Here is an 18,720-nt window from a genome sequence, read left to right as displayed (position 1 = left end):
ATGATTCGAAAAATCCTCATTGCTAATCGGGGAGAAATTGCTCTTCGTGTTCTGAGAGCCTGCAAAGAACTTGGAATAAAAACCGTAGCCGTTCACTCAACTGCTGACGCTAATGCAATGCATGTTCGTCTTGCTGACGAAAGTGTCTGTATTGGCCCTCCCTCAGTTCGCGATTCTTATTTAAGTATTCAACAAATTATTGCTGCCTGTGAGATCACAGGTGCTGATGCAGTTCATCCGGGCTATGGCTTTCTTTCTGAGAATGCAAAATTTGCAGATGTTCTAGAAGCCCATAAGATTACATTCATCGGCCCAACGGCTGCGCATATTCGCATCATGGGAGATAAAATTGAAGCAAAAAAAACCGTTAAAAAACTTGGAATTCCTGTAGTCCCTGGTTCAGATGGAGCGATCACTGAAGAAGCAGAAGCTCTGCGTACGGCTCATAAAATTGGTTATCCAGTTATTATTAAAGCTTCTGCCGGCGGTGGCGGACGCGGTATGAAAGTGGTCCACTCTGAACAAGAGTTCGCTATAGCTCTTGAAACAACCCGTTCAGAAGCAGCAGCGGCTTTTGGTGATGATGCAGTTTATATCGAAAAATATCTGGAAAAGCCACGCCATATTGAAATTCAAGTTATAGGTGATGGAGCTGGGAATGCTATCCATTTAGGGGAACGCGATTGTTCACTTCAACGACGTCATCAAAAAATATGGGAAGAAGCAACTTCACCTGCACTTAATGAAATTGAACGAAAAAAAATTGGTGATATTGTCGCAAACGCTTGTGCACAACTAGGATATCGTGGAGCGGGTACTATTGAGTTTCTTTATGAAAATGGTGAATTTTACTTTATTGAAATGAATACGCGTTTACAAGTTGAACATCCTGTAACTGAAGCAATTACAGGCATAGATTTAGTCCATGAACAAATTCATATTGCATCAGGCTGTAGACTTTCGGTTGTACAAGAGGATATTTGTTTCTCTGGTCATGCTATTGAATGTCGTATTAATGCGGAAGATCCTATTAACTTTACCCCATCACCAGGAACCATTACACATTTTCATACACCTGGAGGCTTAGGAATACGGGTCGATTCAGGTGCTTATTCAGGTTACTGTGTCCCTCCTTATTACGATAGCATGATTGGAAAGCTTATTGTTCATGGACGTACCCGTTTAGAATGCATGATGCGTTTACAGCGTGCTTTAGATGAATTTGTAGTTGATGGAATAAAAACCACATTACCTCTTTTTCGCGATCTTATTAACAATCAAGATATTGCAGATGGTAATTATAATATCCATTGGCTAGAAAAATATCTTTCTAGCCAATTAGCTTCATAATTCAATAACAAAATGGTGTACTTTCATCAGCGCTTCTATAAAACGTCAACATGGAAATAATATACAACATTGCTGTAAACAATAGTAAGAAAATAGAGAAGCTGATTATTTTATAATTTATGATATAAGTTTTTTTTAAAAAAATATGTACAAAAACTAATAATTTTCTATTTTCCTTTTTAAGAGTTTGTGTTAACTCCTATACGTTTATGCCCTTATAGCTCAGTTGGTAGAGCACCTGATTTGTAATCAGGGGGTCGGGAGTTCGAGTCTCTCTGGGGGCACCATTTTATCTTTTAAAAAAATAAACTATCATCAATAAATTAGATATTTTGGTAATTTTTTAATTTACCAGTCCATCTCCTTTTTGTTGCATGATTGAATCTGTTGGTTAATACTAAAAGCATACCGGTTTTCTGTTTATCAATGTGCCGTTGTTTTCTCTATTTCTACTTTCATAGCGTATTAATCTGTTAAAGAGACAACTTTGTTATTTTTATCTCAGTCAACCATAAAGACAGAATTTTTTTGATAAATATGGTTTCAGAGGTTTCACCTGTATTTAAAGATTGTTTTCCAGTAATTTTGTTGCTATTTTGCATTTTCACAAACCTGACGTTCTGGTTTTTCTGAGTTTAGCGTTTTTGTAATAATAGACTTGGTCTGTCTTTCTATTAAGAGAGCAATCTTATTTACCCACTATTGAGGAAAGAATGGCAGTTTAGCATTACACTTTAAAAGCAAAACTGCTATAAAAAGATTATTCTCTCATTTTATAAAGGAATTCATAAAAATTACTTGCATAATACTGGAAACCTCCAGAGGAACACTTAAGATAGAATGAGCATTTGCCATCTTGAAATTGAGAATAATCAAAGTAAAATATATCACCAAAATCAATTGTACAGAGAAAAAGTTGATTTGGCTTTATAAATCGAGTAAGTTTCGGTAAACAATATAACCAAAAGGAATACCCACGCAGATCTCGTAAATGCTGGATATTTCTTAAAGTCAATTTCTTCTACTCCATAATCTTTCAAAAAACTCTTGTAGAGCGATATGAATTGCAGACCAAGAATTTCCTCAACTTTTTTAATCCTTATATCATCAACCGTATTATCCGCAGTACAAAAATTGATAACATGACTATGTACATCAACAAATTGTTGTAACATCAGATAACGTGAAATTGTCTACAAATTATTCTCCACAAATTACAGAAGGTCTTTGTTTATTAACATTTCTACTTATCAAATACTTATTTAGTGATATCCAATGGAATTAGATTTGGATTAATAGGAATAAAAAGAGCTCTTTTCTTGATAGAATGAGTGGAAAATCTCTGCTAAAGGACAATTTTGTTCTTGTGTTATAAAAGATACAACATTATAGACCTGCAATTAATACCAGTAGAGGATTTTTCTGACGTTATTCTCTCAACATTTGTACTTGCACTAAGTTGTCCTTTTTCCTTTCAAGAAGAAATTGTTTTGGGCTCCAAAAGCTTATCTTCCTGATAAACCCTTTTACATTTAAATTCAAAAAGCCCAATCGAGTCGTGCTTTCTTTTCTTCATCCATTTCATGATCTATAATCCCCTTAGTTTAAACAAAATAATCACGGATTTTTTTTGAATAAACTTAAGTTTTTTTAAAGAGTGCAGAAACTTTTCACTGCAGCGCTCTAATTGGTTGGAAGACTCTTTGCCCCTTTCTCAATGCATAGCTGAGTTAGCTAGATTTTGTCACTTCTTTGTCTAAAGCCAGTGCGCTTTAAAAAAGAATCTGTTGGACGTTGTGTCGATACCCCCCACTTGCAAAACCGTTGTAACAAAATTGAAAGGTCTCAACATCACCCAATAAAGCCAGTACACTAATATGAAGTAAAGTATAGTTCTTGCACAAGATTAATCTTTTCGACTGCCTATTATAAAGCCTCATCACGCGCTTGTTTTAAACGATCTTCTTCCACTTCTTCTTCAAATATTTCTAAACCTTTTACCTCAAAATTAAGCTTTTAATCGGATAAATATTCAGCGTAGGATAAGTTATTTCACAAGCAGCTGTAAAAATATCAATACTAATTTAAAAATCGTTATCACATTGCAAGAAATTGTGAGTAATTCCACTATTATAAAGAATTTATACTTCACGGTCAACCAATTGATAGCTTGCCATATGATTATCTCCATCGATCTTGTTAACCAACCAGCCTAGTCTTTTCAAAAGTGCTGTTGCATTCTCCATAGTCAATTTATCATTATTATCATCTGTTTTTCATCCGCCCCCTCCCTATGTACATCAACAAGTGCAGTTTTAGGAATGGATAGTGCTTGGGGATCAACGGACAAAGTCAGAACGTTTTGTGAGTAAACCTGTTCAATAACACCAAACGAAAGTAAGAACATTGTCAGTTTTGTATTTCATGATGCCTTCCATAAAGCCTAAGAAGTTTTTTCCCTAAAACTCTTCCTATAAAATTTGAGCTTTTCAACGACCTAATTAGAATAAGAGCAATAAGATAACTCACCACAAAATCAAGTTTGTTTGTAAGCAAAGCAGCATAATCATAGATGATTTGATTTACATTTTGGCTATAAGTCCACTCAAGAATATCTGCACAAATCTATTTCAGTTTTTCCATCGACTTCAGCACCAAAGACTGTATAAATCTCTTCTACTTCTTTGAGAGCTATATATTGGGGTAATCAAAGAAAAATATCACGATGAGCAGTGAAAAAAGTGCCGAGAGCGAAGATTTGAAGATAACTACAGCCACTTTTTCTTCTGTATCAAAGCTATATGTTATATTGATGAGACGGTCTATACATACGAAACAAGCATTACGATTGTAGTTTTTATTATGACAAGATGTCCAGTTTTATCATTTTTAATTTTTTAGAACCTGTATTAAGGAGAGCCAAATCTTGTAAACTAATGCGTAACTCTGCTGCCTCTCATTTTCTTTAAAACCGTCAGATATTCTTCAGTAAATTGAACAGCATGTTTAAATATATTTTCTACCGTTGGAATCGCACCTGAAATACTCTATCAGCTGATATTGTAAAGAACTGTAAAAAAGAGAAAAACAACTGCAATCTAGCTGCACTATTTTCTACTAAGCTAAAAATATTTTTATCAACGTGCTTGATTCAGAAAATTTTTTGTTTTTCGCTTTAACAATCTTTTTCAAAGAGATGCGGACTTTCAATAATAAGTTTTTCTCTTGCTTTTTGTAACTGCTTAATAACTTCATCAATTTTTGATGGAGAATAAGAAGACTCTTGTTCACTTAATAAATACTGCCTTTCCTTACCCTCGTAAAAACACTGCATCTGAGATTGAAGCATTCTAATCTCCTGAAAGAAAAGGCGTCCAGTTTCTTTGAAATCATTATTAAGTGAGAAAAGTTGATCAGAAATTGATAGCAAAATTTGCTTTAGAAAACGCTCATTTTCTTGGCGTTTGCGGTATTCTAAAATAAGAGCACAACTTAGCTCATTTAACTGTTTTTTTGTAGAATCAATTTGGCGTAATAAATTTGATTCTCCCCCCATAGCCTTTTCTCTCATCTTTAAAAGTATTGCATGAATACCTAACAAATTAACTGCGGAATGAGATAAGTAATCAACTAATGTAGGCGTACTGGCATAGCATTTTTGTGCAACCATTTGAACTTACCTAATCAATGGTTTTTTATATCATCCCACTATTCAGTTTTAACTCTACAAAACCATTCTAAAGAAAGTGCTAAAAAATATTGTTCCCAATGTTATTTATATTTTAGGGGAAGTCCTCATTCTTTTTGCACTTACCGTCGAGCTAGTGGGGATAAAAGACGTAAAGGTGTATAAAGGATAAGGTGCGTTGTTTTTTCTAACACACTACTACTATCAGCAAGAAGCGCTTGACTGGGCGATAATTCTGTACCCTGCATAATTGTTGAAGCCAAAGACCCTTCTCGAGCAAGAGCCATCAACGTTGGAGAAGAAGCAAATACATTATGTGCTCCTCCATCAACATTAGAAAAATCAAGAACAGCTATTCCATTTTTACGCAACATTTCAATATCCGAACCATCCCCCACACGATGATGTCCACCCGTAAGACGTCCAGAAACAGCGAGAGCTTTATCTGCACGAGATACCAAAATAGCTGTTGGCTGAGGTAATTTCTTAATATCATTAAGTTGACGTTCAAACACATCAATATCAATGTCTGGCGCTGCCATTAAAAAACTTGTAATACGTTGGATAGGTTTATATTTTCTTTGCAATGCTAGAGTTCTAAATGCTTCCATTATAACAAAATTGCCCATAGAATGTGCAATAACTGAAATCTGATCAGCTTTAGTTTCGCTGATAAGTGTTAAGAGCTCTATCAGTCCATCACGTGCAAAATTAGCGCTATCACGGTCATAAATATAAAGAGGAACTGATCCTGCAGAGGGCCACGAATAGTGCACAGTAACCACATTTAAGGAATAATCGTATGTAAACTGAGCTGTACGAAATGTGCCATCTGCAAAATTATTATTATAACCATGAATAAAAAGGAAAATTTCTCTTTTTCCTCTTGGTTTTTTTTCTAAAGCCACATTTAATTGCCGTTTAAACTGTTCTTTATTATCATATTTTTGCAACGCTACTGCTGCAAAATACTTATCATGAGTAGGCTTATACGCGTTTGTTTCGACAATCCCTTTCACGTGTTGTTGAGGGATTCCTATATCCACACGATTATAGTGTACTTTATTTGATCGTTCTGCCCCATAAGGCTGAGAATAGTTGTTCTGCATCATACGACTTGTTGCAACATACACTGGAACAATAGCTTTTGGGGGTACTGATCTACTTTCAACCTCCCTTTGTACTGCAATCATAGATGGTGTTGCATGGATCCCATGCCAAAGCACTGCCCGCGATGTACTACATGCTGTTAATAAAGAAACGCAAATAAAAAGTTTTAAATACTTTAAAAATATTTTAATTCTCACCGCAACTCCAACCTGTTCTTCTTATAAAGAATCAACATTTCAAATTTACAGCTAAACAGACAATACCTTCACGGACTTGAAATGAAACTATTACCAGAAATACAATAAATAATACGCCATAAAAGTCCTTCTCTAATACGTACTATACTTCCCCCTTATTCGTCTGCAGCAGCAACTGAAAACACAAAATGGTGCAATCGAAATGCATTTTGACGAATTCCTTAACCGCTAACTCTTTCTATCAACTTTTTTAAGTCTAGTAAATCCTGTTGTGGGCAACTATGCAAAGTCCAACAAACATACCAACAATTTCACAACTAAAAGAATCAGAAGATTTTACTGTAAAACTCTTGCGGCAAGCATCTGCTTCTTTTCTTAAAAAGCATGCCGCTTCTTGATCTAAAGTGTACAGCTCCTCTCTTCTTCCATGCCAACAGATACAGATTTTTACCAATCTCTACAGAAGACAAAAATGCCGCAGACACGTCTAATTTCTCAGCCATATCTAACTAAGCATTCAGAATGATCAATACGAAGTTTACACACAATTTTACCAAATGGTGTAAGCATCTGTATAGAACCTCTTAACCGAGAACAGATATTCGTTCTGATTCTATCAGAATTTTCCAGTTTCTTCTCTGCAATGATTACGAATCGCGCTATAATGTTTTTTCTTATCTAAATAAGTTCGAGCTTGCACCTGTCCTATCAAAATGGATACTCGCTCTTTGTTAACTATATAAACTAATAACCAATCTCTGGTTCTATATAAAGATCTCTACGAGGCTTCCAGTTTTCTTATAATGCATGATCATTTAATACAGCAGGCAATTTTTTTATTAATCAAAAATTGCATAGCTTCTGTAAGCTTTTGTATATTTTTTCCACGCTTTTTTGCTCGTCTTACATCCTTTTTAAACTTTCCTGAATAGCTCACTGAACACATATTTAGATGTCCAGTTGCTTAAATAAATCAGCAATATTTTTAGCATAAAAAATGTCTTCATTTCTGTCCGCTTTGTAAAAAGATTCACGCGTTACCTCATTAGATATCTTATTATTTTCAACATGAATACTTTAGATTTATATTTACTTTATCTGCTACAAACTCACTTTTTACACTCATAATATTTCCTTTAGAATTTTCTGTTAGTAGTCTCGTGAAGTAGTGGTATCTTTTATACTCTGAACTCCTTCCTTTGCCACACTCGCTTCTTGTCGCGCACTTTCTGCTATCTTTTTTGCGCTTGTTTGTTTTCATCACAAACACGCTTGCTTTTCTTTGTCTCTTCTGATAGACTTAGCTCTGTTTTCCTTCGTCTTGTCCGCTACTTATCTGTTCATTGAGTCATCGTTCTGGAAGCTAATGTATTCGCTTGTGTGAAAGTTGTGAGGGCTGTTGCGGATGACTGACTCCCTTTCGTCTCTATTGTCTTGGCATCTTCAGAAACACTCTTCAACTGTGCCACAAAGCTCTTTGCTTCTAAGGATAATTTTGCTATTTCTGCAGTGGTTTTCACAACCTTGGATTCATCCACTGATTTAGAAGTTTTACTAACCGCTGTTGTCGTTCTTTCCGCTAATCCTTTAGCGGATTCGGTAGTCCCCTTTACTTCCTCTGTAACTGATTTTGCCTGTTCCAAAACACTTCTTGCTGCCTCTGCCATCTCCTTGGCATCTCTTGCCGTGTTCGCTGCTGTCATTGGTGTATTCTTCTCGCTTCATGAGAGATCACTACCACTGTTGCTGCTACTTGCTTCGTCTCTGTTGCTATCTGCTCTGCTTCTCTTACTACTTGCGAAGCCGCAGATATTTCTTACATAATTTCTCTCACACTTTATTCTGCTCGTTCAGAATTGGCTTTTGCCAGCTATTAATCGCAAACCATTTCGCAAAAACTTTTGTTTAATACAAATAGTCAGAACACTCCTCTAACTATTTTTTCATCTGAATTTGTTGGACACTTCCGAAGTAGTTATTCTCCGCAGCACTGCCTGCAACATCAGCGCCGATATTGACATCATCACCAGCAAGAGCTGCCTCCCTCCCGCAATGCGCGCCATATCAATGGTGTGCTCTTTAAAATCAACAAACTGCGCATCAATTTTTGCGGTGATCCACGCTTGCTCTTCCGAAGTTGGTGTGTGCCAATCCAGGGCTCCCATCTCCTCTTGCACAATGCCTTTTACTCACAGTTTATATTGCAGCATTTTGCAGCATTTCTGTCGCTTCCCCGACAGCACGGGCTTTACAATTACTGGTGACAGTGGCACCCACCAGACAACCAAAACCCACATGGGCAACAATCAGAGTGACGATGTCAATTTTCCCTTCTGCCTTAGCGGAATCGATTTCTTCAGTTAACATCTTACCAAGGGTTCCAGAAAGCGCCGTACGCAAATTGGCAAATTGGCAATCAAATTCTTGTCAAGAAAACCACCTTAATGAACAGCTTTCCTCTCACTGTGGGAAAAACTGTCAATCGTGTAACAATTTTTTATTATTCTGGTGAAATAAATTCTTTTAAGTAAGTAAAGAGCATAAACTGCCTCACACTTACCCACTTTAACAGTTGCACAAACCATATCTTCCCTCCCCCGCCATTGAAGATTTTAAAGCGCTCCGCCAAACTGCAATTTTACGCACTGCATGCCATTTATTTAAGGCGTAATGTGGAAAATTACTTTTATCATAAAGAAAAGAATATAATCCTTAAAATACTCACTTAATCCACAAAATATAATAAATTTACTCTATCGCATGATAAAAATCAAACTTTCTAAAACCAGTAAAACAAAGGATAGGTCTAAAGTTATCTACAAACACAATATCATCATGGCAGATATCCTTCTTTAAAGTTATAACTATATTGTAAACGTTAGCACCACTCTTGAATGGGTGATGAAGAATCAATGTGCTAAGGCCTATAAAAAGAGGAGACTTGTTAATGATACCAATTGCTAAGTTGTCGAGACGGTTGGCAACCTTGCTGATCCATGAAAATTGTTTCAAAGCTTTTTTGTGTATTAGTTTAAACGACAATCTATAAGCTCCTCATCTTGTTAAGTTGAAACATAGAATCTTAAAAGGAACAGTTTATCATGCGATACTCTAATAAGAGAGGATTTGAAATTTTGAAAACTCTTATGAAGTTCTTTAAGATTTTAAAGACATCCCATATTTAATAAAATTGGTTTTTTTCGATTGCCTTTAAGATTATAGATTATATCGTAACCTAAAATGATAGCTTTTCAAAAGATCCTTTAAGAAAGAACTAAATTTCTTTACATTATGGTACCCTCAAAACTCATAGCCATAATACTTATTGATGGCATTTCTCATATTACAAACTGTCTTTTGAAAAGTTTTAAATTTGATATATCCCTCATAAAGACACAGTTTTAATCACACACTAAAACGATAAAAATTGTCTGTTAGGAGAATTGACAAAATCCCATTAAGTTTTTTTTAAGAATGTGTATCACACATCATATTTTATAAAAAATGATGCAAGAACTACAGAGAATGCATAGAAACAGCAAAATACAAATTGAAAGCCTTGGTTATGAAAACAGTTGCCTAATGTTATTTAAACTATGAAGTGTAAAATGAAATAACAAAGGCATTTTGTAAAAGGTTATAATTTATGAGACTAAAAATGCATATCATAAGGGCGTCTCTAATCTTATGAAACGTATAAAATAAAGAAATAATGCAAACCATTCACAATACTATCAGATGATATCACAGAAAATCCTAAGGAAAGAAAAAAAATGGTGCGGTCGAGAAGACTCGAACTTCCACGGGCTGCCCCACAGCGACCTCAACGCTGCGCGTCTACCACTTCCGCCACGACCGCACATGGTGAAGCCAAAATATCTATCTTTTGGGATTTAACAAATCACACAGAAAGGTACAAGTCCATTTTTACTTTTTGATGATTTTTATCCGAACTAATTATAAGCAAATCTAAATTACGAGAACAACAGGTTTTAAGATGATCTACGCACCATCATCATAAAATGAGCCTGTGCAACTTGATCCTTTTCATAAGAGCCATGAAAACTTGTCGTTATCGTTTTAGCTCCTTGCTTTTGTACTCCTCTCATAGCCATACACATGTGTTCAGCCTCAATCAACACTGCAACACCACGAGGTCTTAGATGTGTTTCCAAAGCATTAGCTATTTGAGCTGTCATAGCTTCTTGTGTCTGTAACCGACGCGAAAAAACATTTACCACCCGTGCAATTTTTGAAAGACCAACAACCTTTGTATCAGGAAGATAAGCGATATGAGCTTTACCAACAATTGGAATCATATGATGTTCACAATGTGAATAAAAAGAGATATCTTTTACGATTACCGGTTGATTGTAGCCTGAAACCTCTTCGAAAATCGTGCCCAAGATTTCTTCAACCGATTCGTCATACCCGGTAAAAAGATCACGATATGTCTTAGCAACCCGCTCTGGAGTCTCCAAAAGCCCTTCTCGATTTGGATTTTCCCCTATCCATAACAGAAATGTACGAATCGCCGCTTCCACTTCTTCAAAAGGAGGGCGCTTCCTACCAGATAAAAAAAGGTTTTTAGTACCTACTTTAATATTGTGCATTTAAAAACTCCAAGGCTACCATATACAAAGCGTTTGCTCCATATCCATTTCATCCTGTATAATCTCTATATAATCGAATTAAAAGCTTAAACAATCACGGCTTTCGAAATTTGAGGCCATAGGTCATGATTGATAATATCTACAATGATAAAATACTTGAATATGCTGCCAATATAAGCAAAATTGGACGTCTTAATAAACCGGATGCAACGTCAAAAAAGCATGCACGCCTTTGCGGCTCAACAATCACTGTAGATCTAAAAGTAGAAAATAATATTGTTACAGATTTTTCTCATGAAGTGCATGCATGTGTACTAGGACAGGCTGCTGCTTCACTTTTAGCATATCATATCATTGGCGAAACAACACAAAATCTTAAAATGTTATGTAAAGTTATCTATCATATGTTGACAGAAGATGGCCCTCCTCCTCCAGCTCCATTTGAAGAATTTTCCTGCTTGCAGCCCATTAAAGACTATAAAGCACGCCACACATCAACGATGCTTATTTTTGATGCTGTTATAGATTGTATTCAACAAATTGAAGAAAAATAAATGTTTAATCCACATCCTCAGAATAAAAAGAGACAAACTCGCAATTATACGGGCCCTTGGCGAAAAACACCCGGACGTTTACTCGGTCTTCTATTGATACATTTTTATCAAATAACATTTTCCAATTTTATAGGAAATCAGTGTCGCCACCTACCAACCTGTTCAGAATATACTTATGAAGCAATCGCACGCCATGGACTATGGGCTGGAGCATGGATGGGATTTTTTCGTATCATACGTTGTGGTCCATTCGGAACACATGGATTTGATCCAGTACCCACCTCTCTTGGAAACTCTTGCTGTTTTTACAAACCTTGGTGCTACTGGAAAATTTCTACAAAACATAATAAATAATTCTTTCCTTTTTTCATGCGTATTGCTAAAAAATGAGCTTAATTGGCCTTAACTGCTTATTACTAAGTTTTCACGAAATCATCCGCAATCGTTCGTGGAATTGGATTAAAGGGGTGCCTTATGTCTTGCTCTGTTTCTCTTTCTTTTCCCGATGGTTCGAAGCGTGATTATCACTCTACAATGACTGGTTTAGAATTGGCCAAATCTCTTTCTAAATCACTTGCAAAAAAAGCACTTGCCTATAGCCTTAACGGAGTCATCCGCGATCTATCTGATCCATTAGAACAGTCTGGTCAGATAGAAATCATTACTCGCGAAGACACACGTGCTCTTGAGCTCATACGCCATGATTGTGCGCATGTCCTAGCCGAAGCAGTACAGGATCTCTTTCCTGGAACACAAGTAACAATTGGCCCTGTTATTGAAAATGGTTTTTATTATGATTTTGCGCGTCAACAACCTTTCACATTGGATGACCTTACTATCATTGAAAAGAAAATGCATGAAATTATCCAACGCAATAAACCTTTTAGAAAAGAAGTTTGGTCTCGTAAAAAAGCCAGAGAAATTTTTTCTGAAAAAGGTGAACTTTATAAGGTTGAGCTTATCGATAGCATCCCCGATAATCAAGATTTGAAAGTCTATTATCAAGGTGATTGGTTTGATCTTTGCCGCGGTCCACATATGCAATCTACTGGACAAATTGGAAATGCCTTCAAACTGATGAAAGTTGCAGGAGCTTATTGGCGTGGTAATGCTAATAATCCAATGCTAACAAGAATTTATGGCACAGCATTTGCAAACGAAAATGACTTAAAAGCCTATCTACACATGCTAGAAGAAGCTGAAAAACGTGATCATCGTCGCTTGGGACGTGAAATGGATTTATTTCATTTGCAAGAAGAAGGACCAGGTATGATTTTTTGGCACAAAAAAGGCTGGAAAATGTTTCAAAATTTGATCAACTATATGCGCAGACGCCTTAATGATCATCAATATGACGAAGTTAATGCACCGCAAGTTCTCGACAGATCACTATGGGAAATATCTGGTCATTGGGGATGGTACAAGGAGAATATGTTCAAAGCAATTCCCGCAGCTGAAGATTGGGATAATGAAAATGTTTATGCTCTTAAACCAATGAATTGTCCTGGTCATGTGCAGATTTTTAAACATGGTTTAAAGTCTTACCGCGATTTGCCAACGAGAATCGCTGAATTTGGTGTTGTTCATCGTTATGAACCCTCGGGTTCTCTTCATGGTCTTATGCGTGTACGGTGCTTTACACAAGATGATGCACATATTTTTTGTACCGATAAACAATTAGCTGATGAATGCCTCAATATTAATGATCTGATCTTATCAACTTACGCTGATTTTGGTTTTAAAGAAATCAGTCTTAAGCTTTCAACACGCCCAGAAAAGCGTGTCGGATCTGACGCATTATGGGATCATGCAGAAAATATTATGGAATCTGTTCTTAAAACTATTGAGACAAAATCCGCAGGGCAAATCAAAACGAGTATTCTTCCAGGTGAAGGTGCATTTTATGGACCAAAGTTCGAATATACATTGAAGGATGCTATCGGTCGTGAATGGCAATGTGGAACAATACAATTAGATTTTAACCTTCCTGAACGATTCAATGCATTTTATATTGATAAAGATTCAGAAAAGCGTCAGCCAGTCATGATTCACCGCGCCATTTTTGGATCAATGGAGCGTTTTCTTGGTATATTAATCGAAAATTTTGCTGGACATATGCCACTTTGGTTTGCACCTGAACAGGTTATTGTGGCAACAATTACATCCGAAGCAAATGAATATGCAAAAAAATTAACGGCAAAGCTTAAAGCTGTTGGACTGTCTACAACATTAGATCTGCGCAATGAAAAAATTAACTATAAAATACGTGAGCACTCTTTACAAAAAGTTCCCGTAATTTTGGTATGCGGTAAACGTGAATCTGAAACAAACAGCGTGAGTATGCGCCGTTTAGGAAGTACAGAACAAATCTTCTTGTCTGTAGAAGAAGTGATTGAGCGACTTAAGAATGAAGCAACCCCACCGGACTTGCGTCGTATAATAAATACCTAAATGTTCTAAAAAATGAAAAAAACGATAAAGAGAAGAGAGACGTCGTTATCGTGCTCTGTCAAGCACGCGCTTGCATTCAATTAACTCAAGTAGTATTTCTTGCAATAATGCTTTATCGGTTTTATCTTTATAAACATTAACAGAACCGATAGATGTTTCCGCCTCATTTTTCATGAAGCTCAAAAGCCCAAAAGAAGACTTTTTAAGCTTACTGCTGGTGAATTCAGAAGTTTGTTCCCCATGTTTTTTTTCTATTACAACATTTATGGCATCGAGATCACCATTACCAAAGGCAGTAACAAAAGCAACACCGTTCTCTTTCAAAAGACGTTGCACACCTTTTATCGTATAGCCCTGATCATACAGTAATTTCTTAATACCATTAAGCAAATCAATATCAATCGGCCGGTAATAGCGCCTTCCACCACCACGCTTCATGGGTTTAATTTGCTTAAAACGTGTTTCCCAGAATCTTAAGACATGCTGTGGAAGCTCCAATAACTCGGCTACTTCGCTAATTGTGCGAAAAGCATCGGAGCTTTTATCCATTTTCAACACCTTATCTCAAACTCTACAAATGATTCTATAACGACTCAATAAGTTTTAATTTTTCAACTAGACTGGTCAAAAATAGGACCATATTTGATTATATTTAGACTAAAAAATCTTTTTCTTAAAACAGAATGGAAAATTTTGTTTTATAAAATCTTTTTAAACAAATATCAAAGATTGTAACAACGTTTATTCATGTGACACTATTTTTTGTTTTGCACGATACGAATCCATAATTCTTTGTTTAAGTATATTTGCAGCCTTAAATGTCACTACACGTCTCGGTAGGATAGGTGCTTCAACACCGGTTTTTGGATTACGTCCAACCCGTTCATTTTTTTTGCGAACTTGAAAAGTTGCAAAAGAAGATAACTTAACAGATTCACCTCTTATAAGTGAATTACAAATTTCATCTAAAACCAATTCAACCAAAGCTGCCGATTCCGTATGTGACAAGCCCACTTTTCTACAAACTACGCTTGCTAAATCTGCACGCGTTACTGTTTTACTTGTCATTCTAACCACCTATTCAAATATTAAAAATTACAAAATGATTTATACGTTTTATTCAAATATGGTCAAGCGACTATAATCTACCAACGAATAAGAATTGCACCCCATGTAAACCCTCCTCCCATAGCTTCTAGCATGACGAGATCTCCTTTTTTAATTTTTCCATCACAAATAGCCGTTGTTAAAGCTAATGGCACAGATGCTGCAGACGTATTACCATGTTGATCAACGGTGATTACCACTTTATCTATAGAAATTCCTAGTTTTTTAGCTGACGCTTCAATAATACGTTTATTGGCCTGATGAGGTACAAACCAATCTAATTGTGAAGAATCCACACCAGCAGCTGCAAAACACTCATCAACCACATCGGTTATCATACCAACTGCATATTTAAAAACTTCTCGCCCTTCCATACGTAAATAGCCGGTTGTTTGCGTTGTTGAAGGACCACCATCAACATAAAGTTTATCCATATACGCACCATTAGAGCGCAATTTCGCAGATAAAATGCCACGATCAAAAGCAACACCTCTCTCAATTTCTTGTGCTTCCAAAACAGCAGCACCCGCACCATCACCGAACAAAACACATGTCGTACGATCTTGCCAATCTAAAATTCGAGAAAATGTGTCAGATCCGATAACCAAAATCCTTTTGGCTGTTCCACAGCATAAATAAGCATCTCCTGTTGTTAAAGCAAAAATAAAACCAGAACAAACAGCTTGAATATCAAAAGCAAATCCATGGCTCATTCCCAAAGCATGTTGAATTTCGACAGCAGAAGCAGGAAAAGTACGGTTTGGTGTTGAGGTTGCTAAAATAATACAATCAATATCTTTAATTGTTAAACTAGCATTTATAAGTGCAGCTTGTGCAGCTTCTACTCCCAAAGAAACTGTTGTTTCCTTTTCATTGGCAATGTAGCGTTGACGTATTCCTGTACGCTGAATAATCCACGAATCCGATGTTTCAACAAACTTCGCAATCTCATCATTCGATAAGCTTTTTTTGGGTAAAGCACCTCCTATACCACGCACGACAGATCGAATCATTCGCTGCTAACCTTTTCCTGAGATTTTTTATTTATTCTAGCAATTTTTATCATATGATCTTTTCATTCTCCTTAGTTTCATCTTCTTTATCAAAAAGTGTTTGCTTATTCTCATGAAACCGGCGCAAATCAGCGGTTATTTTTTTTAAAAGTCCATTATGAACCATTGTATAACCAATGCGGATAGCAGAAGCAAAACCACCAGCATTAGCGCTCCCATGACTTTTTATAACAATACCATTTAAACCTAAAAGCACTCCACCATTCACCCTATCGGGATCCATTTTGTGCTTCAATGTACGAAAAGCACTTCGTGACAAAAAATAACCAAGGGATGAGAAAAAAGAGCTACGCATAGCGCTGTTTAAGATCTCTCCTATCTGCCGTGCAGTCCCTTCTGCCGTTTTTAACGCAATATTACCAGAAAATCCTTCCGTTACAACAACATCTACTATTCCCTTTCCAATATCATTACCTTCAACAAATCCTTTATACTCTAGCCCTTCTAATTGCACTTCACGTAATATCGTTCCAGCTTTTTTGATTGCATAGAGCCCTTTAACCTCTTCAACACCTACATTTAAAAGCCCAACACTTGGTTTTTCAGTATGATATAAGGCGCGAAACATCCCTGCTCCCATAACGGCCAAATCAACCAAATGGCTAGCAGATGCACCGATCGTTGCACCAATGTCTAAAACGATACTCTCACTACGAAGTGTTGGCCAAATACCCGCAATCCCAGGACGTTCAGCTTCTGCCATCATTTTTAAACAAAAATAAGACATTGCCATGAGTGCACCAGTATTACCAGCAGAAATGCAAACATCAGCTTTACCATTTTTTATCGCTTCAATTGCATACCACATTGATGATTTACCACGCCCATTGCGAAGTGCTTGGCTTGGTTTTTCATCCATACGTGTATAACTTTCTGTGGGACAAAAGCACGACACAGAAGCCAAACAAGGGTATTTTTTTAAAACTGGCTTAACAGCCTCCTCTAATCCATAAAACAGAAAATAAACATTTGGTAAATATTCTGTTATCCTTGCTGCGCCTGCAATAGTTGCTTCCGGACCATAATCACCACCCATAACATCTATAGAAATTCTAATCACGCCTGCCTATCCCACATTTTTCATTTACGCTTTTAAACTTATATTGCGATTTTTTGCTACTACCCCCCCCGAAGCATATTGGGCAAAATAGCTTCGCAGAAAATACCGTTTTTATAATAGTATACAATAGACATTTTTTTTATGTTTTTACAATTACTTCCAACTTTTCAAAACAGAAAATGGCGATAATTTTTTCTCATATTCTTCTAAATTTTCAATCATACTCATGTGTGTTCCTTCTTTGCGCGGATAATGATTAATGGACAACTCAAAAAATTCTTCCATAACTGCGCCAATATCAATTTTATCGCCATAAAATACTTCTGGTGTATCTAATCCCTCTACATCTAAAAATAATTCACCTGTATCCTCTGATATTTTTTGTTTAATCAAATTTGAATCTTCAGAAATAAAAACAATCTCAATATTTTCATAGAGAATATTTTCTAGTGGCTCTAATGTAATAACGCATAATTGTATTATACGTGCCTGCAATAAACCTTTTACGCGCACCCCACGCTTTTTCCACGGTAAAATATAGAATTCTCCCTCACAAAACTTCACTTCAACTAAATCATGATTCTTAGCTAAATGTGTGCACTCTTGCTGATCTGCACAGATATGAACTCTTATACCTTTAGCAGGTAATGACCGCACTGAAATTGGATAAGCCAAAGCAAATGTCATTTGAGAATTATTTTGAACATTCATTGGAAATTCCCGAATATGAAGAGATATAAATATTGTGCTTTCATTTAGCCAAAATACATTTCATTCATTTTTTTCTTTTCTAAAGAAATTCTATATGGCATAATTTGCTTTATAACAGGGAAACTCAATGTAAGCTATGGCAGATTAAGCTAAAATGAGAAAAAAACTTGAGGTTTCCCTTTTGTCGTATGTCTAATTATAAACTTACACCTAAGTATAAAAGGGAGGTATCATTGTTGCAAGTGCCCCAGAGAGTGGCCGTAATCAAACATAAGTTATTGATTGGTCTGTTAATAGTAAGCATGGTAGCAAGTGCCGGTTGTAGTCTTCTTGATTCCTCAGGTTCAAGCCAAATATATAAAGAAGGTTATATTCTTGATAAAAATGCCCTCGATTCTATTTCTATTGGGTCCAGTCAGGAGCAAGTTATTTTAGCTTTAGGAACCCCTTCTCTAAAAACAAAATATGATAATGAGGTTTTTTATTATATCTCACAAACTCGGTACCGTGGGATGCAATTTATGAAAACAAAAATTATTGATCGTAGAGTTTTAGCCATTTACTTTAATAAAAACGATCAGGTTACTAAAATAGCTAATTATGGGTTACAAGATGGCCAAGTGTTTGATTTTATCGCGAAAACAACTCCAACTGCGACCAGGGAGCAACCTTTCTTGATTCAGATTATTAAGGGTCCTGCGAATTTGCCAGCCCATGACTAAGTTTGTAACAGCCTACATGAAGTTGTGATATTGTCAGGTCTGCTAATGTTGGTCCTGAGAGTTTCGAGGATTTTAATGCTATTT

General features: G+C 36.2%; 16 protein-coding genes, 2 tRNA genes and 1 pseudogene. 6 read left to right on the top strand and 13 right to left on the bottom strand.

Annotation, left to right across the window (positions count from 1 at the left end):
• Together accC and O9A_RS04585 are read left to right on the top strand one after the other, a co-directional pair.
• Nucleotides 1-1,350 (top strand): acetyl-CoA carboxylase biotin carboxylase subunit, encoded by a 1,350-nt coding sequence (gene accC, locus O9A_RS04590; RefSeq protein ID WP_034459228.1) that lies wholly within the window; start codon nucleotides 1-3, stop codon nucleotides 1,348-1,350.
• A gap of 211 nt (nucleotides 1,351-1,561) precedes the next feature.
• Nucleotides 1,562-1,637, top strand: a tRNA-Thr gene (locus tag O9A_RS04585).
• A gap of 2,888 nt (nucleotides 1,638-4,525) precedes the next feature.
• Here O9A_RS04585 and O9A_RS04565 read toward each other — a convergent pair.
• The 8 genes and pseudogenes from O9A_RS04565 to folE all read right to left on the bottom strand — a co-directional run bounded on the left by O9A_RS04565 (nucleotide 4,526) and on the right by folE (nucleotide 10,958).
• On the bottom strand, nucleotides 4,526-5,020 hold the full coding sequence (locus O9A_RS04565; protein WP_034459226.1) for a hypothetical protein: 495 nt from the start codon (nucleotides 5,018-5,020) through the stop codon (nucleotides 4,526-4,528).
• 140 nt (nucleotides 5,021-5,160) lie between these two features.
• Nucleotides 5,161-6,345 (bottom strand): alpha/beta hydrolase, encoded by a 1,185-nt coding sequence (locus O9A_RS04560; RefSeq protein ID WP_034459224.1) that lies wholly within the window; start codon nucleotides 6,343-6,345, stop codon nucleotides 5,161-5,163.
• A 221-nt stretch (nucleotides 6,346-6,566) separates the two neighbouring features.
• Nucleotides 6,567-6,915, bottom strand: a pseudogene (locus O9A_RS08355) (XRE family transcriptional regulator).
• A gap of 770 nt (nucleotides 6,916-7,685) precedes the next feature.
• Nucleotides 7,686-8,048, bottom strand: coding sequence for a hypothetical protein (locus O9A_RS04550; protein WP_034459222.1), 363 nt, complete (start codon nucleotides 8,046-8,048; stop codon nucleotides 7,686-7,688).
• Nucleotides 8,049-8,288: 240 nt separating this feature from the next.
• Nucleotides 8,289-8,510 carry a hypothetical protein gene (locus O9A_RS08610; RefSeq protein WP_051665586.1) on the bottom strand — a complete coding sequence of 74 codons (222 nt, stop codon included), beginning with the start codon at nucleotides 8,508-8,510 and terminating at the stop codon, nucleotides 8,289-8,291.
• A gap of 31 nt (nucleotides 8,511-8,541) precedes the next feature.
• Nucleotides 8,542-8,745, bottom strand: coding sequence for a hypothetical protein (locus tag O9A_RS08605; RefSeq protein ID WP_154656371.1), 204 nt, complete (start codon nucleotides 8,743-8,745; stop codon nucleotides 8,542-8,544).
• Nucleotides 8,746-10,119: 1,374 nt separating this feature from the next.
• A tRNA-Leu gene (locus O9A_RS04535) sits at nucleotides 10,120-10,204 on the bottom strand.
• 133 nt (nucleotides 10,205-10,337) lie between these two features.
• Nucleotides 10,338-10,958: a GTP cyclohydrolase I FolE gene (gene folE / locus O9A_RS04530; RefSeq protein WP_034459217.1), complete on the bottom strand. Its 621-nt coding sequence runs from the start codon at nucleotides 10,956-10,958 to the stop codon at nucleotides 10,338-10,340.
• A 125-nt stretch (nucleotides 10,959-11,083) separates the two neighbouring features.
• On the opposite strand from folE, the gene O9A_RS04525 reads away from it, so the two are divergent.
• The 3 genes from O9A_RS04525 to thrS all read left to right on the top strand — a co-directional run bounded on the left by O9A_RS04525 (nucleotide 11,084) and on the right by thrS (nucleotide 13,963).
• Nucleotides 11,084-11,512 carry an iron-sulfur cluster assembly scaffold protein gene (locus tag O9A_RS04525; protein ID WP_034459214.1) on the top strand — a complete coding sequence of 143 codons (429 nt, stop codon included), beginning with the start codon at nucleotides 11,084-11,086 and terminating at the stop codon, nucleotides 11,510-11,512.
• Nucleotides 11,513-11,866, top strand: a complete 354-nt coding sequence (gene yidD, locus O9A_RS04520) for a membrane protein insertion efficiency factor YidD (protein ID WP_034459212.1) — start codon at nucleotides 11,513-11,515, stop codon at nucleotides 11,864-11,866.
• A gap of 120 nt (nucleotides 11,867-11,986) precedes the next feature.
• A complete protein-coding gene (gene thrS, locus O9A_RS04515) occupies nucleotides 11,987-13,963 on the top strand; it encodes a threonine--tRNA ligase (protein ID WP_034459209.1) in 1,977 nt (658 codons plus the stop codon).
• A 45-nt stretch (nucleotides 13,964-14,008) separates the two neighbouring features.
• Here the strand turns inward: thrS and O9A_RS04510 are convergent, their stop codons facing one another.
• From O9A_RS04510 to O9A_RS04490, 5 genes are all read right to left on the bottom strand, one after another.
• Nucleotides 14,009-14,512, bottom strand: a complete 504-nt coding sequence (locus tag O9A_RS04510) for a MerR family transcriptional regulator (RefSeq protein WP_034459207.1) — start codon at nucleotides 14,510-14,512, stop codon at nucleotides 14,009-14,011.
• A gap of 192 nt (nucleotides 14,513-14,704) precedes the next feature.
• Complete coding sequence (locus O9A_RS04505; protein WP_034459205.1) at nucleotides 14,705-15,031, bottom strand: integration host factor subunit alpha; 327 nt, start codon at nucleotides 15,029-15,031, stop codon at nucleotides 14,705-14,707.
• A 77-nt stretch (nucleotides 15,032-15,108) separates the two neighbouring features.
• Nucleotides 15,109-16,083, bottom strand: coding sequence for a beta-ketoacyl-ACP synthase III (locus O9A_RS04500; RefSeq protein WP_034459204.1), 975 nt, complete (start codon nucleotides 16,081-16,083; stop codon nucleotides 15,109-15,111).
• A 49-nt stretch (nucleotides 16,084-16,132) separates the two neighbouring features.
• Nucleotides 16,133-17,203 carry a phosphate acyltransferase PlsX gene (gene plsX / locus O9A_RS04495; protein WP_034459202.1) on the bottom strand — a complete coding sequence of 357 codons (1,071 nt, stop codon included), beginning with the start codon at nucleotides 17,201-17,203 and terminating at the stop codon, nucleotides 16,133-16,135.
• A 153-nt stretch (nucleotides 17,204-17,356) separates the two neighbouring features.
• Nucleotides 17,357-17,914 carry a DUF177 domain-containing protein gene (locus O9A_RS04490; RefSeq protein ID WP_034459200.1) on the bottom strand — a complete coding sequence of 186 codons (558 nt, stop codon included), beginning with the start codon at nucleotides 17,912-17,914 and terminating at the stop codon, nucleotides 17,357-17,359.
• 302 nt (nucleotides 17,915-18,216) lie between these two features.
• Here O9A_RS04490 and O9A_RS04485 point away from each other — a divergent pair, with 302 nt between their 5' ends.
• Nucleotides 18,217-18,636: an outer membrane protein assembly factor BamE gene (locus O9A_RS04485; RefSeq protein ID WP_051665636.1), complete on the top strand. Its 420-nt coding sequence runs from the start codon at nucleotides 18,217-18,219 to the stop codon at nucleotides 18,634-18,636.
• Nucleotides 18,637-18,720 lie beyond the last annotated feature (84 nt).

It is taken from the genome of Bartonella koehlerae C-29 (assembly GCF_000706625.1).
GTDB classification, from domain to species: Bacteria; Pseudomonadota; Alphaproteobacteria; order Rhizobiales; family Rhizobiaceae; genus Bartonella; species Bartonella koehlerae.
This window is presented reverse-complemented; position numbering and strand designations above follow the sequence as displayed.

Excerpts from the sequence above, each read along its gene's own strand:
- accC (WP_034459228.1), top strand. The coding sequence starts at position 1 with ATGATTCGAAAAATCCTCATTGCTAATCGGGGAGAAATTGCTCTTCGT.
- O9A_RS04565 (WP_034459226.1), bottom strand. The coding sequence starts at position 5,020 with ATGGTTGCACAAAAATGCTATGCCAGTACGCCTACATTAGTTGATTAC.
- O9A_RS04550 (WP_034459222.1), bottom strand. The coding sequence starts at position 8,048 with ATGACAGCAGCGAACACGGCAAGAGATGCCAAGGAGATGGCAGAGGCA.
- O9A_RS08610 (WP_051665586.1), bottom strand. The coding sequence starts at position 8,510 with ATGGGAGCCCTGGATTGGCACACACCAACTTCGGAAGAGCAAGCGTGG.
- folE (WP_034459217.1), bottom strand. The coding sequence starts at position 10,958 with ATGCACAATATTAAAGTAGGTACTAAAAACCTTTTTTTATCTGGTAGG.
- O9A_RS04525 (WP_034459214.1), top strand. The coding sequence starts at position 11,084 with ATGATTGATAATATCTACAATGATAAAATACTTGAATATGCTGCCAAT.
- yidD (WP_034459212.1), top strand. The coding sequence starts at position 11,513 with ATGTTTAATCCACATCCTCAGAATAAAAAGAGACAAACTCGCAATTAT.
- thrS (WP_034459209.1), top strand. The coding sequence starts at position 11,987 with ATGTCTTGCTCTGTTTCTCTTTCTTTTCCCGATGGTTCGAAGCGTGAT.
- O9A_RS04510 (WP_034459207.1), bottom strand. The coding sequence starts at position 14,512 with ATGGATAAAAGCTCCGATGCTTTTCGCACAATTAGCGAAGTAGCCGAG.
- O9A_RS04505 (WP_034459205.1), bottom strand. The coding sequence starts at position 15,031 with ATGACAAGTAAAACAGTAACGCGTGCAGATTTAGCAAGCGTAGTTTGT.
- O9A_RS04500 (WP_034459204.1), bottom strand. The coding sequence starts at position 16,083 with ATGATTCGATCTGTCGTGCGTGGTATAGGAGGTGCTTTACCCAAAAAA.
- O9A_RS04490 (WP_034459200.1), bottom strand. The coding sequence starts at position 17,914 with ATGAATGTTCAAAATAATTCTCAAATGACATTTGCTTTGGCTTATCCA.
- O9A_RS04485 (WP_051665636.1), top strand. The coding sequence starts at position 18,217 with ATGGTAGCAAGTGCCGGTTGTAGTCTTCTTGATTCCTCAGGTTCAAGC.